12 protein-coding genes and 1 rRNA gene are annotated in these 13,602 nt (G+C 71.5%); 11 read left to right on the top strand and 2 right to left on the bottom strand.

Annotation, left to right across the window (positions count from 1 at the left end; all coding sequences use genetic code 11):
* Positions 1 to 82: 82 nt before the first annotated feature.
* Together rrf and H1D24_RS41805 are read left to right on the top strand one after the other, a co-directional pair.
* Positions 83 to 199, top strand: a 5S ribosomal RNA gene (rrf, locus tag H1D24_RS29965).
* A gap of 1,357 nt (positions 200 to 1,556) precedes the next feature.
* Entirely contained in the window at positions 1,557 to 2,411 is an 855-nt protein-coding gene (locus H1D24_RS41805) for a tetratricopeptide repeat protein (protein WP_220137407.1), read from the top strand.
* Positions 2,412 to 2,490: 79 nt separating this feature from the next.
* Here the strand turns inward: H1D24_RS41805 and H1D24_RS29975 are convergent, their stop codons facing one another.
* Positions 2,491 to 3,840 carry a DUF1015 family protein gene (locus H1D24_RS29975; RefSeq protein ID WP_181660863.1) on the bottom strand — a complete coding sequence of 450 codons (1,350 nt, stop codon included), beginning with the start codon at positions 3,838 to 3,840 and terminating at the stop codon, positions 2,491 to 2,493.
* A 72-nt stretch (positions 3,841 to 3,912) separates the two neighbouring features.
* On the opposite strand from H1D24_RS29975, the gene H1D24_RS29980 reads away from it, so the two are divergent.
* From H1D24_RS29980 to H1D24_RS29995, 4 genes are all read left to right on the top strand, one after another.
* Positions 3,913 to 4,950 carry an HAD hydrolase-like protein gene (locus H1D24_RS29980; RefSeq protein WP_181660864.1) on the top strand — a complete coding sequence of 346 codons (1,038 nt, stop codon included), beginning with the start codon at positions 3,913 to 3,915 and terminating at the stop codon, positions 4,948 to 4,950.
* Positions 4,951 to 5,027: 77 nt separating this feature from the next.
* The gene (locus H1D24_RS29985) at positions 5,028 to 6,071 is read left to right on the top strand and encodes a FecCD family ABC transporter permease (RefSeq protein ID WP_181660865.1); all 1,044 of its coding nucleotides are present in this window, start codon (positions 5,028 to 5,030) and stop codon (positions 6,069 to 6,071) included.
* 92 nt (positions 6,072 to 6,163) lie between these two features.
* Positions 6,164 to 7,195: a FecCD family ABC transporter permease gene (locus H1D24_RS29990; RefSeq protein ID WP_181660949.1), complete on the top strand. Its 1,032-nt coding sequence runs from the start codon at positions 6,164 to 6,166 to the stop codon at positions 7,193 to 7,195.
* Positions 7,196 to 7,296: 101 nt separating this feature from the next.
* On the top strand, positions 7,297 to 8,151 hold the full coding sequence (locus tag H1D24_RS29995) for an ABC transporter ATP-binding protein (RefSeq protein WP_181660950.1): 855 nt from the start codon (positions 7,297 to 7,299) through the stop codon (positions 8,149 to 8,151).
* Here the strand turns inward: H1D24_RS29995 and H1D24_RS30000 are convergent.
* Complete coding sequence (locus H1D24_RS30000; protein ID WP_181660866.1) at positions 8,135 to 8,482, bottom strand: SCP2 sterol-binding domain-containing protein; 348 nt, start codon at positions 8,480 to 8,482, stop codon at positions 8,135 to 8,137. The two genes, H1D24_RS29995 and H1D24_RS30000, sit on opposite strands and share 17 nt — an antisense overlap.
* 42 nt (positions 8,483 to 8,524) lie before the next feature.
* On the opposite strand from H1D24_RS30000, the gene H1D24_RS30005 reads away from it, so the two are divergent.
* The 5 genes from H1D24_RS30005 to H1D24_RS30025 all read left to right on the top strand — a co-directional run bounded on the left by H1D24_RS30005 (position 8,525) and on the right by H1D24_RS30025 (position 13,539).
* On the top strand, positions 8,525 to 8,959 hold the full coding sequence (locus H1D24_RS30005) for a hypothetical protein (protein WP_258564414.1): 435 nt from the start codon (positions 8,525 to 8,527) through the stop codon (positions 8,957 to 8,959).
* 7 nt (positions 8,960 to 8,966) lie between these two features.
* The gene (locus H1D24_RS30010) at positions 8,967 to 9,782 is read left to right on the top strand and encodes a TlyA family RNA methyltransferase (RefSeq protein WP_181660867.1); all 816 of its coding nucleotides are present in this window, start codon (positions 8,967 to 8,969) and stop codon (positions 9,780 to 9,782) included.
* Positions 9,779 to 10,678, top strand: coding sequence for an NAD kinase (locus tag H1D24_RS30015; RefSeq protein ID WP_181660868.1), 900 nt, complete (start codon positions 9,779 to 9,781; stop codon positions 10,676 to 10,678). The genes H1D24_RS30010 and H1D24_RS30015 overlap by 4 nt, the downstream gene beginning before the upstream one ends.
* A gap of 242 nt (positions 10,679 to 10,920) precedes the next feature.
* Positions 10,921 to 12,648, top strand: coding sequence for a DNA repair protein RecN (gene recN / locus H1D24_RS30020; RefSeq protein ID WP_181660952.1), 1,728 nt, complete (start codon positions 10,921 to 10,923; stop codon positions 12,646 to 12,648).
* Positions 12,649 to 12,738: 90 nt separating this feature from the next.
* Positions 12,739 to 13,539, top strand: coding sequence for a hypothetical protein (locus tag H1D24_RS30025; RefSeq protein WP_181660869.1), 801 nt, complete (start codon positions 12,739 to 12,741; stop codon positions 13,537 to 13,539).
* Positions 13,540 to 13,602 lie beyond the last annotated feature (63 nt).

A 13,602-nucleotide genomic window follows, 5' to 3' on the forward strand; every position in this document is an offset into this window, starting at 1 on the left:
AGTTCTGAGGCAACGACCGTTGCCGGCTTTGAGCAGAACATCCAACTGAAGAGTGTGCTTGTTCGCTCGAAACCAATAGGGTTTCGGTGGTCATAGCGTGAGGGAAACGCCCGGTTACATTCCGAACCCGGAAGCTAAGCCTTTCAGCGCCGATGGTACTGCAGGGGGGACCCTGTGGGAGAGTAGGACGCCGCCGAACAATCTTTGGAGGACCTCTGGTCCCAGCGTTCATGCTGGGACCAGAGGTCCTTTTTTGTTTTTCCCGAACGCGCACTGAGTAGTCGGGTGCGCAAGAATGAATGCGGTACCGCAGACAGGAGTCACCGATGTCCACCAACTCTCCCGACGATCGACCGGAGCGCGACCAGCGCCGCCGGGACAGTGGTGACCGCGGCGGATACCGCGGGGAACCGCGCCGCGACGGTGATCGTGGTGGCTATGGAGACCGCGGGGGCTATGGCCGCCGTGACGACCGCGACCGTGGCGGCCGGCGCTTCGGTGAGCGCGGCGACGACCGCAGGGACGACCGGCGCGAGGGCGACCGCGGTGATCGTGGCGGCTTCCGCCGTGACGACCGGCGGGACGACCGACGCGGCGGTTTCCGGCGCGATGACGACCGCGGTGGGTTCCGGCGTGATGACCGCCGTGACGATCGGCGTGATGACCGTCGTGACGGCGAGCGTGGCGAGCAGCGTGGCGACCGTGGTGGGTTCCGTCGCGACGACAGCCGCGGAGGCGGTTACCGCACCCGTGACGACCGGAGGGACGACCGCGGTGGACGTCCTGCGTTCCGTCGTGACGACCGGCCTGGTGTGCCGCGTCGTGAGGAGCGTCGTGACGACCGTGAGGGCGGCGTCCGCAGGGACGGTGACCGGCAGGGCTTCCGTCGCGATGACCGGCGGGACGACCGGCGTGAGGGTTATCGCGGTGATCGTGGCGGCTTCCGCCGTGACGACCGCAGGGACGACCGGCGCGAGGGCGACCGTGGTGATCGTGGCGGTTTCCGCCGTGACGATCGGCGCGACGGTGACCGTGGCGGTTTCCGCCGTGACGATCGGCGCGACGGTGACCGTGGCGGTTTCCGCCGTGACGATCGGCGTGACGGCGACCGTGGTGGTTTCCGGGGCCGTGATGACCGGCGTGATGACCGGCGCGACGGCGAGCGTGGAGGCTTCCGGCGCGATGACGACCGCGGTGGGTTCCGGCGTGATGACCGCCGTGACGTTCGGCGTGATGACCGTCGTGACGGCGAGCGTGGCGAGCAGCGTGGCGACCGTGGTGGGTTCCGTCGCGACGACAGCCGCGGAGGCGGTTACCGCGGACGCGACGAGCGAGGCCGTGACGAGCGAGGCCGTGACGACCGCGGACGTGACGACCGCGGACGTGGCCCGCGTCGGGACGACAGTCGCGGCCGCCCCGGTGGCTTCCGTCGCGACGATCGCAGGGACGACCGCCGTGACGACCGGCGCGGCGGCGGCCGGTTCCGTGACGAGCGCGGCCGTGACGAGCGCGGCCGGGACCGCGACAGGGACCGTGACCGCGAGCCCATCAAGCGGCTGCCGATCCCCGAGGACGTCACGGGCGACGAGATCGACAAGGACGTACGGCAGGAGCTGCAGAGCCTGCCCAAAACCCTTGCGGAGGACGTCGCCAGGAACCTGGTGATGGTGGCCCGGCTCATCGACGAGGACCCCGAGGGCGCCTACGCGTACTCCAAGGTCGCGCTGCGGCTCGCCTCGCGCGTCGCCGCCGTACGCGAGGCCGCCGGCTTCGCCGCGTACGCGAACCAGAAGTACAGCGAGGCGCTCGCCGAGTTCCGGGCCGCGCGCAGGATGACCGGCCACGTGGAGCTCTGGCCCGTGATGGCCGACTGCGAGCGTGGTCTCGGGCGGCCCGAGAAGGCGCTCGACATGGCTGGTGCGCCCGAGGTGCACAAGCTCGACAAGGCCGGCCAGGTCGAGATGCGGCTCGTGGCAGCCGGTGCGCGGCGCGACATGGGGCAGCTCGACGCGGCCATTGTCACGCTGCAGAGCCCCGAGCTGGCCTCCAACTCCGTGCAGCCGTGGACCGCGCGTCTGCGCTACGCGTACGCCGACGCGCTGCTCGCTGCCGGCCGCGAGTCCGAGGCGCGCGAGTGGTTCGCGAAGGCCGTCGAATCGGACAAGGACGGCAGCACGGACGCCTCCGACCGGCTGGCCGAGCTGGACGGCGTGGAGTTCGTCGATGCTCTTGACGAGGAGGCGGACGAGGTCGTCGAGCGCGAGTACGAGGGCGTGGGTGACTCGGACGAGCCCCAGGACGAGGTCACGCCCGAGGCCGCGCCCGAGACCCTTCCCGAGTCGCAGGACGACGAGGACGACGAGAAGACGGTGGGCAGCCCGGAGGCCGACTCAAAGGGCGAACAGGTCTGACGGAGCGCAGCTCGTAAGGGCGGGATCCCGGTAGGGGTCCCGCCCTTCGGCTGTGTGCGCGCGACGCCGAGTACGCGCCTCAGTGCGTCAAGCTGCGCAGCACCAGCCCCGTCGCCGGTTTCGGCCCGAACGACGTGGACTTGCGCGGCATCGTGACGCCCTGCTGGGCGAGATCGCGTACGACGTCCTCGCGGACCGGATGCATTAGGACGGCCGTTCCGCCGTCGCGTTCCGCCTTGGCGATCGTGGCTGTCGTGTCGTGTATGTACGCGATGTGTTCCGGGGTGTCCGGGATCTGCCAGATGTGGTCGAGCAGGGTCGAGTGCAGGACCGTCGCGTCGAGGGCGCGCCAGGCTTTGGGGCGGTTCCGTGGGACCGTCGCGTCCAGGAGTTCGGGAGACAGGCGGTCGACGAGGTGGAAGCGGCCGCTTTCGGCGCCTGTCGTCAGGCCCGCACCCTCGCCTGCCAGGAGGAACGCGTTGCCCTCGCTCGCGGCCTCCGCCAGGGCGTCCAGTGCGTACGGCAGGGGGCCCTCGACCGTGCGTACGCGAACAGAGTCCGAGTGGCTGTCGAGGGCGGTGAGCGCCTCGGAGAGCGGCAGACGGTGCAGGAGGCGGTGGATCGCCCGGACGCGCAGCGGGTAGCGCGCCGTGTCCACCAGCAGGACCAGGCCGAAGTCCCAGGGGCCCGGGGACGGGTGTTCGGCGCGCAGCCGCAGGTACGTCGCCCAGCGGTGGTGGCCGTCCGCGATCACGGCCTGGTGACGGGCGAGATCCGACCGGATTTGGCCCACGTCGGCCGGGTCGGTCACGGCCCACAGGCGGTGGCTGAAGCCGTCCTCGGTGGTCGTGGCGAGCAGTGGCGGGCTCAGGACGGTGCGCTCGACGACGGCGGAGGTGCTGCCGTTTCCGTTGACGCCTGTCGTGCCCTGCGCGGTGCCGTTGCCGCGGTACGTCAGCAGCAGCGGCTCCAGATTGGCGGCCGTCGCGCGCATCAGGGCCGCGCGGTCCGCGACGATGTGCGGCATGACGTCCTCGTGCGGGAGGACGATGCCTTCCGCCGCTTCCGTCAGGCGCAGCGCGCCGATGACGCCGCGCTGCAGCACGTCTCCGCTGTGCTGCTCGTAGACGTACAGGCCGGGCTCGGGGTCGGGTGCGAGGATGCCTTCCGACAGCCAGCGGGCGAGGGTGTCGGCGGCCTGCTCGTTGCGGGTCTCAGGGCCGTTCTGGGGAAGGATCAGCCGGACGATGTTGTGCGGGTCGGCGGACTCCAGGTGGTGCAGGCCGTCGGGCCGGACGACCACGTCGTACGGCGGTGAGGTGACGGCGGCCAGGCTGCGGACCCGATCGGGGACATACCGCACGCCCCGGAAGGGGATCAGGTCGAGGCCGCCCGCTGCTGGAGGTGCCGCGTGGCCTGCAATGTTCATTGCTGCATCGTAAGTGTGTCAGTGGCATGCGGGATGATCGGGGGAGTGGGACCGAACGAGGAGAGATGCGTAATGAGCCAGACCGTCCCGACCCCCAGGACGCGGCCCGAGGGAAGCGCGCGGGCGCTGAGCGAGGCGTACGACACGGCCCTGCTCGACCTGGACGGGGTGGTGTACGCGGGCGGGCACGCGATCGTCCACGCGGTGGAGTCGCTGGGCCGTGCGCGTGACGGCGGGATGCACCTCGCGTACGTGACCAACAACGCGCTGCGTACGCCGGACGCCGTGGCCGCGCATCTGACGGAGCTGGGGATTCCGGCGGTGGCCTCGGACGTCATCACGTCGGCGCAGGCCGTGGCCCGGCTCATCAGCGATCAGGTGCCCCAGGGCGCGCGGGTCCTGGTGGTCGGCGGTGACGGGCTGCGGGTCGCGCTGCGGGAGCGGGGTCTTGAGCCGGTGGAGTCGGCGGACGACGATCCGGTTGCGGTGGTGCAGGGGTACGGGGGACCTGAGCTGCCCTGGGGGCGGTTCGCGGAGGCCTGTTACGCGGTCGCGCGCGGCGTGCCGTGGTTCGCGTCCAACACCGATCTCACCATCCCGAGCGCCCGCGGCATCGCGCCGGGCAACGGGGCGGCGGTCGAGGTCGTACGGATCGCCACGGGTGCGGAGCCCCAGGTCGCCGGCAAGCCGCTGCCGCCCATGCACAGGGAGACCATCCTGCGGACGGGGGCCGAGCGGCCGCTCGTCGTGGGCGACCGGCTGGACACGGACATCGAGGGCGCGTTCAACGGCGGTGTGGACTCGCTGCTCGTCCTGACCGGGGTGACGGACGGCGCCCAGCTGCTGGCCGCTGTGCCGGAGCACCGGCCGACGTTTGTCGACGCCGATCTCCGGGGGCTGCTCACGGGGCAGCCGGAGGTCGTCGCGGACGGTGCAGGGTTCCGCTGCGGCGGCTGGACGGCGACGGCGGGGGAGGAGCAGCTGGAGCTGGACGGTGGCGGCGAGCCCCTCGACGGGCTGCGGGCGCTGTGTGCGGCGGCCTGGACGGTGGCCGGGGACGGAGCTTGCCGTCTGGACGGGGCGAAGGCGCTGGCGCGGCTGGGGCTTTGAGCAAGTCCAAGCGCCGAGGGTGAGTTGAGAGGGGACAGAGGATCGAGAGGAATAGCAGGGTAGGCTAACCTAACCGGGTGTTGGTCGACAGTCCTCCCGAACAGCGCGCGGAGACCGCTCCCGCGCCCCCCAATCGCCGGGCGATACGTGCCGCCGGGCTTCTCGTCTCGCTCGGTGTGCTGCTGGCCGTCGCCGTGGCGAGCATCGCGATAGGCGCCAAACACCTGCCGGTGGACCAGGTATGGCACGGTCTGTTCCAGGACTCGGGGACGTACAGCGACGTCGTCGTCCGCGAGCGGCTGTCGCGTACCGTCCTGGGCCTGCTCGTCGGGGCGGCGCTCGGTCTGGCCGGGGCCGTGCTGCAGGCGCTCACCCGTAATCCGCTGGCGGATCCCGGGCTGCTAGGCATCAATGTGGGGGCCTCGGCCGCGGTCGTCACCGCCATCACCTTCTTCGGCGTCACCTCGCTGACCGGCTATGTGTGGTTCGCCTTCGCCGGGGCCGCGATCGTCGGCGTGCTGGTCTACTCGCTGGGCGGCAGCCGCAGTGCCACGCCCGTGCGGCTCGCGCTCGCCGGCACCGCGCTCACCGCGGCGCTCAGCGGCTATCTGCAGGCCGTCATGATCATGGACAATGCGGCGCTCGGCAAGATGCGCTTCTGGACGGTCGGTTCGCTGGGCTCGGCCACCAACGCGACCATCATGCAGGTCCTGCCGTTCCTCGCCGTGGGTACGGTGCTCGCGCTGGGCCTCGCCCGGCCGCTCAACGCCGTGGCCATGGGTGACGACACCGCCCGTGCGCTGGGTGCACATCTGACCCGGACTCGCGCGCTGTCCATGATCGCCGCAACGCTGCTCTGCGGGGCCGCGACGGCTGCCTGCGGTCCGATCGCGTTCGTCGGACTGATGGTGCCGCACGCGGTGCGCTCCTTCACCGGGCCCGATCTGCGCTGGATCCTGCCGTACGCGGCCGTCCTCTCGCCCGTGCTGCTGCTCGGTGCCGATGTGATGGGCCGGATCATCGCACGGCCCGCCGAGCTTCAGGTCGGCATCGTCACCGCGGTCATCGGCGGCCCGGTCTTCATCTATCTCGTACGACGGCGGAGGACGGCGCAGCTGTGAAGCCCACACGTAGCCAGGTCACCGGGTCCGCAGCCGGCGGGCACAGCGGTTCCCCAGCTCGAGGGTCCAGAGGGGCCGCATCCGCGCAGCCGCTGCGCATCCGGGCAGTTCGTTCCCGCGGGCTCTCCGTCCGGCTGGACATCCGCGCGCTCACGGTCGTCGTGCTGCTGATCGTGGCCGCACTCGTGGCGAGCGTCGTGCTCATCGGCACCGGCGACTTCCCCATACCCGCCGCCGATGTGATCCGTACGCTCATGGGAAACGGCGACGCCGGACAGGAGTTCATCGTCAACGAACTGCGGCTGCCGCGCGTCCTCGTGGGGCTGCTCGTGGGTGCCGCGCTCGGGCTCGGCGGGGCGCTGTTCCAGTCCATCTCCCGCAACCCGCTGGGCAGTCCGGACGTGCTCGGCCTCGGACAGGGGTCGACCGCGGGGGCGCTCATCATGATCGTCCTGTTCAAGGGCAGCGCGTTCCAGGTCGCCGGGGGATCGCTCGTCGGCGGCCTTCTGACCGGTCTTGCCATCTATGTGCTCGCCTGGAAGCGAGGGGTGCACGGCTACCGGCTGGTCCTGGTCGGCATCGGTGTGTCGGCCGTCGTCACGGCCGTCAACGGCTATCTGCTCACGAAGGCCGATCTCGTCGACGCGGCCCGGGCCGTCGTATGGATGACCGGCTCCCTCAACGGCCGTGGCTGGGAACAGGTCTGGCCACTCCTCACGCTGTGCGCCGTGCTCGTACCGCTCGTCCTCGTCAACGCGCGACCGCTGCGCATGCTGGAGATGGGCGACGACGTCGCGTACGCGCTCGGGGTGCGCGTCGAACGTACGCGGATGCTGCTCATGCTGTCCGCGGTGCTGCTCACCGCGTCCGCGACCGCCGCCGCGGGGCCCGTGAGCTTCGTCGCGCTCACCGCGCCGCAGCTCTCGAGGCGCCTGACGCGCTCGCCCGGCCCCAACCTGGTGCCCGCGATGTGCATGGGCGCCGCCCTGCTGATCGTCGCGGACTGGGCCTCGCAGCGGGCGTTCGGCGCGGACCAGCTGCCCGTCGGCGTGGTGACGGGGGTGGTCGGCGGTGTCTATCTGCTGTGGCTGCTCGTCACGGAGCGTAAGGCGGGACGGATATGACGAGCGCGCCGCCCGGGCAGCCGGTCTCCCCGCTGCCGGTCTCCCGGCAGCCGGTTTCCCGGCAGTCGGCATCCCGGCCCCTCGTATCCCGGCCGACGGACATGAAGACCACCTCTAGGAGTGCCTCAGTGAACCGGCTCATCGCCGACGACGTCACCCTCGGCTACGACCAGCGCGTCATCGCGGAGAAGCTGTCGGTGGAGATACCCGACAACTCGTTCACCGTCATCGTCGGGCCGAACGCCTGCGGCAAGTCCACCCTGCTGCGGGCGCTGTCACGGATGCTCAAGCCGGCGCACGGCCGGGTGCTTCTGGACGGGCAGGTCATCCAGTCGATGCCCGCGAAGAAGGTGGCCCGTACGCTCGGTCTGCTGCCGCAGTCGTCGATCGCGCCGGACGGGATCACGGTCGGCGACCTGGTCGCGCGGGGGCGCTACCCGCACCAGGGCCTGCTGCGTCAGTGGTCGTCCGACGACGAGCGGATCGTGCGTGAGTCGATGGAGTCGACGGGCGTCGCCGATCTGGCGGACCGCTATGTCGACGAACTGTCCGGCGGTCAGCGTCAGCGCGTCTGGATCGCCATGGCACTCGCCCAGCAGACGCCTCTGCTGCTTCTGGACGAGCCGACGACATACCTGGACATCCAGCACCAGATCGATGTACTCGACCTCTGCGCAGAACTCCACGAGGAGCAGGGGCGGACGCTCGTCGCGGTGCTGCACGACCTCAACCACGCGGCCCGGTACGCCACCCACCTCATCGCCCTGCGGGGCGGCGAGGTCATCGCGGAGGGTGCGCCGTCCGACATCGTGACCGCGGACCTCGTCGAGCGGGTGTTCGGGATGCGGTGCCAGGTCATCGACGACCCGGAGACCGGTACGCCGCTGGTGGTGCCGGCGGCACGGAGGCGGCGGGCAACCGCGACGAGCGGCGGTGCGGTTACAACAGGCTCCTGAGGCGGAACAGGTCGAACAGGCCCGCCTCCAGCTTCACCCTGCCGGACCCCCAGGCCTTCGCGAAGTTCAGCTCGCCGTTGACGAGGGCGACCAGGTCGTCGCCGGTCATGGCGAGCCGGATCTGAGCCTTCTCCGGTGGCGGGCCCTGCAGCGTGTCCAGCACCTCGATCCGGCCGCCCTTGAGGCGGCCGGTGAAGGTGATGTCGAGGTCGGTGATATGGCAGCTCAGCGAGCGGTCCAGCTCCGCCGCCTTGCGTACGGCACCATCGGCGCCCGCCATGTTGTCGGAGAGCTTCTCGAGCGCGCTGAGGCACTCCTCTTTCGTGGCCATCGCGATCGACGGTACCCCAGCGCTTCGCGGTAGCGTCAGGGCATGAACGACTCAGTGCCGGGGGCCACCGACGTGACGCCTGAGACACACGGCGACGTAACCCATGAGACGCATGAGACTCATGTGGCCGATGAGGCGGTTCCGGCAGAGACGTACGAGCCGTCCGGTCCCGCCGCCCTCGGCGTTCCCCGCACCCCCACCGGCAACGCCGACGTCGACGCGCAGCTGGAGCGGCTGGCCGACGCCGACCACCTCGCCACGGACGGCCACGTCGAGGTGTACGAGGATGTACACCGCGGGCTGCGCGACGCGCTGACCGCGCTCGACGCGCGCCCGGGACTTCCCGGGCCGCCCGGACCACCACCGGGACCGCGCGGGCCCTCGGGACCTCCCCCAAGCTCTCGGCTTCGCTCGAGCAGGGAGGAGCCCCATGGATCCCCGGCCTCCTACGGCAATACCTACGGACACAGGAGCTGAACCGAACGTGGCAGGAGTCGCACGCCGCCGCCTCGACGCCGAGCTGGTGCGCCGCAAGCTCGCCCGCTCACGCGAACATGCGAGCCAGCTGATCGCCGCCGGGCGCGTGACGGTCGGCGGCAACACCGCGACCAAGCCCGCCACACAGGTGGAGACGGCCGCGGCCATCGTCGTGGCGAAGGACGACAGCGACCCCGACTACGTCTCGCGCGGCGGCCACAAGCTCGCGGGCGCGCTGAAGGCCTTCGTACCGCTCGGCCTGGAGGTGGAGGGGCGGCGCGCGCTGGACGCCGGTGCGTCGACGGGCGGCTTCACCGATGTCCTGCTGCGGTCGGGGGCGGCACAGGTCGTCGCCGTCGACGTCGGCTACGGACAACTTGCCTGGTCGCTCCAGAGCGATGAACGCGTCATCGTCAAGGACCGTACGAACGTACGCGAGTTGACGCTGGACGCGATCGATGAGGAGCCCGTGGACCTGGTGGTCGGAGATCTGTCGTTCATCCCGCTCGGCCTGGTGCTGCCCGCGCTGGTGCGGTGCGCGGCGCCCGACGCGGACCTGGTGCTGATGGTCAAGCCGCAGTTCGAGGTCGGCAAGGAGCGGCTGGGCAGCGGAGGCGTCGTACGCAGTCCCGAGCTGCGGGCCGAAGCGGTACGCGGCGTGGCGCGGCAGGCCGCCAAGCTCGGGCTCGGCGTGCGGGGCGTCACGGCGAGTCCGCTGCCGGGTCCTTCGGGAAACGTCGAGTACTTTCTGTGGCTGCGTGCCGGGGCGCCCGACCTCGACCCGGCCGATGTCGACCGAGCAGTGGCGGAGGGGCCGCGGTGACCGGACGTACGGTGTTCCTGCTCGCCCACACGGGGCGGCCCGCGGCCATCCGCAGCGCCGAACTCGTCGTGAAGGGGCTGCAGCGCTGCGGCCTGGGCGTGCGCGTACTGGAGTCGGAGGCCGCCGACCTGCCGCCGCTCCCGCCCTCCGTCGAGCTGGTGCCGGAGGCCACGCCCGAGGCCCTCGACGGCTGTGAGCTGCTGATCGTGCTCGGCGGCGACGGGACGCTGCTGCGCGGCGCCGAGTTCGCCCGGGCCTCGGGTGTGCCGATGCTCGGCGTCAACCTCGGGCGCGTCGGGTTCCTCGCGGAGGCCGAGCGGGACGACCTGGAGAAGGTGGTCGACCGCGTGGTGACGAAGGAGTACGAGGTCGAGGAGCGCATGACCGTCGACGTCGTCGTGCAGAGCAACGGCGACATCGTGCATACGGACTGGGCGCTCAACGAGGCCGCCGTGCAGAAGATGTCGGCGGAGCGGATGCTCGAGGTCGTCCTCGAGATCGACGGGCGGCCGGTGACGGGCTTCGGCTGCGACGGCATCGTGTGCGCGACACCCACCGGGTCGACGGCGTACGCGTTCTCGGCCGGCGGGCCCGTGGTGTGGCCGGAGGTCGAGGCGCTGCTGATGGTGCCGATCAGTGCGCACGCGCTGTTCGCCAAGCCGCTCGTGACCTCGCCGGATTCGGTGCTTGCCGTCGAGGTGCAGACGCATACGCCGCACGGGGTGCTGTGGTGTGACGGGCGGAGGACGCTGGAACTGCCGCCGGGGGCGCGGGTTGTGGTGAGCCGGGGGGCGGTGCCGGTGCGGTTGGCTCGGTTGCACCATGCTTCGTTCACCGACCGGTTGGTCGCGAAGTTCGCTTTGCCGGTTTCTGGGTGGCGGGGGGCGCCGCACTAGCCCTGCGGGCCGCCTTACGCGTTTGTGGGGCGCCGTACTTTTGCGGGGCACCCGCCGTCGTGGGCTGTGCCCACCCTCCCCCAGCTAACGCTGGGAGGTGCCCCCAGCCCAGCGGAACGATTGCCCACAATGCCACCAGCGGGTGATGTGGGCCCTCATTACCTGCGGGTTCTCGGAAGCAGGGCAGGGGCCGTCGCACAGTTGCCCTCCGACCTCGTAAGGTCTTGTCCGTGTTGGAGGAGATGCGGATACGGTCGCTCGGAGTCATCGACGACGCGGTCGTCGAGCTGTCGCCCGGTTTCACCGCCGTGACGGGCGAGACCGGTGCGGGCAAGACGATGGTGGTCACCAGCCTCGGCCTGCTGCTCGGCGGGCGCGCGGACCCTGCCCTCGTGCGGATCGGCGCCAAGGCGGCGGTCGTCGAGGGGCGGGTCACCGTACCCGCGGACTCGTCCGCCCTCGTGCGGGCCGAGGAGGCGGGCGCCGAGCTCGACGACGGTGCGCTGCTGATCAGCCGTACGGTCTCCGCCGAGGGGCGGTCGCGGGCGCATCTGGGCGGGCGCTCCGTGCCCGTGGGGGTGCTGGCCGAACTCGCCGACGAGCTCGTCGCCGTGCACGGCCAGACCGATCAGCAGGGGTTGCTCAAGCTGTCCCGGCAGCGGCAGGCGCTCGACCGGTACGCGGGCGACGCGGTCGCCGTGCCGCTTGCCAAGTACACGGCGGCGTACCGCAGGCTGCGTGCCGTCACCGCGGAACTCGACGAGATCACCACGCGCGCGCGGGAGCGTGCGCAGGAAGCCGACATGCTGCGCTTCGGCCTCGACGAGATCGCGGGTGTCGAGCCGCGCGCCGGCGAGGACACCGAGCTTGCCGCCGAGGCGGAGCGGCTGGGCCACGCGGAGGCCCTCGCCTCCGCCGCCACGGCCGCACACGCCGCGCTCGCGGGCAATCCCGAGGACCCGGAGGGCGTCGACGCCACGACGCTCGTCGCGGGCGCTCACCGGGCGCTGGAGGCCGTTCGTTCCCACGACGCCTCTCTCGCCGGGCTCGCCGAGCGGATCGGCGAGATCGGGATCCTGCTGGGCGATGTGGCGGGGGAGCTCGCCGGGTACGCCGACGACCTCGACGCCGACCCGCTGCGGCTCGCCGCCGTGGAGGAGCGGCGAGCCGCACTCACCCAGCTCACGCGCAAGTACGGCGAGAACATCGACGCGGTGCTCGCCTGGGCCGAGCAGAGCGCCGTCCGGCTCACCGAACTCGAGGGTGACGACGAGCGGATCGGTGAGCTGACGGCGGAGCGGGATGCTCTGCGCGACGAACTGGCCGGGCTCGCCGAGGCGTTGACGGAGGCCCGCGCGGAGGCCGCCGAGCGGTTCGGCGCCGCGGTCACCGCCGAGCTCGCCTCCCTCGCGATGCCGCACGCGCGCGTGACGATCGACATCCGGCAGACCGAGGTGGCCGAGGACGGGGACGGCGTCGAGGTCGGTGGGCGGACCGTCGCGTACGGGCCCACGGGCGTCGACGAGGTCGAACTGCTGCTCGCCCCGCACCCGGGCGCGCCGCCGCGGCCCATCGCCAAGGGCGCATCGGGTGGTGAGCTGTCGCGCGTGATGCTCGCTGTCGAGGTGGTCTTCGCGGGCACCGACCCCGTGCCGACGTACCTCTTCGACGAGGTCGACGCGGGTGTCGGCGGCAAGGCCGCGGTCGAGATCGGCCGCCGGCTCGCCAAGCTCGCCAAGTCCGCCCAGGTCGTGGTCGTCACGCATCTGCCCCAGGTGGCCGCCTTCGCGGATCGCCAACTGCTCGTGGAGAAGACGAACGACGGTTCCGTGACCCGGTCGGGGGTCAAGGTCCTGGAGGGCGAGGACCGCATCCGCGAACTCTCCCGGATGCTGGCCGGCCAGGAGGACTCGGAGACGGCTCGGGCGCATGCCGAGGAGCTGCTGGCCACGGCGCGGGCGGACGGTTAGCCGGGCAGTCTTCGCAGGGCACCGCCGCGTTGGTGCGCGCCCTATGCCCGCGTCGCCGGTCGGCACGCCGGTCTCCGTAAGCTGGCGGGCATGATCAGGAAGTTCGGCAGGGCTGTCGCGTTCGGGCTTGGCGCGGGAGCCACGCGCGCTGTCTACGGGGAGTTGCTGCGACGTTCGCCCGGGGGTGCGTCGTGGTGGGAGCGTACGAACTACGCCGGGCGCACCGTGCATCTGGGAGCCGGGCCTGCGGTTGCCGTGGGGGCCGCTCTCGGCGCGCTGCCTTCCCGTACGAGGGGCGCCGCCGCGTTGGCCGTACTGGCGGCCGGGGCATGCGGGGCGTACGACGACGTCGTCGGCGCCGGGGACCCCCGGCGCGGGTTCCGTGCCCATCTGTCCGCGCTCCGCGACGGTGAGGTGACCAGCGGCGCCGTCAAGCTGTTCGGTATCGCGGCGGCCGGGCTCGCCGCCGGGGCGCTGCTCAAGGAGCGGCCCGTGGACCGGTTCCTGGCGGGCATGGTGATCGCCGGCACCGCACACTTCGTCAATCTCGTGGACGTGCGGCCTGGAAGGGCCACTGCCGCGGTACTCACCCTGGGCGCACCAGGACTGCTCAGGAAGGGGCCGGCCGGGGTGCTGTCCGCGGCGTCCGTCGGGGCGGCCGCCGCCGTGCTTCCCGACGACGTCGCCGAGCGCACGATGATCGGCGATGCCGGAGCGCATGCACTGGGCGCCGCGCTGGGTACCGCGATCGTCGCGGGCAACGACCGCGCGGGCCTCGCGGCGCATGCGGCCGGGCTGGTCGCGGCGGCGGTGTACGGCGACAAGGTGAGCGAGCTTGCGCGGCAGGTGGGAGAGACGGATCAGAGAACGTGGACGGGGCGCCGACGGTAGTGGGTTGTTCCGGTTTTCAGACCAAAGCGGCCACGCCGTCGCCCAATTGGGTGATCCAATAGC

The sequence above is a fragment of the Streptomyces himalayensis subsp. himalayensis genome, from assembly GCF_013778455.1.
Taxonomy (GTDB): Bacteria; Actinomycetota; Actinomycetes; order Streptomycetales; family Streptomycetaceae; genus Streptomyces; species Streptomyces himalayensis.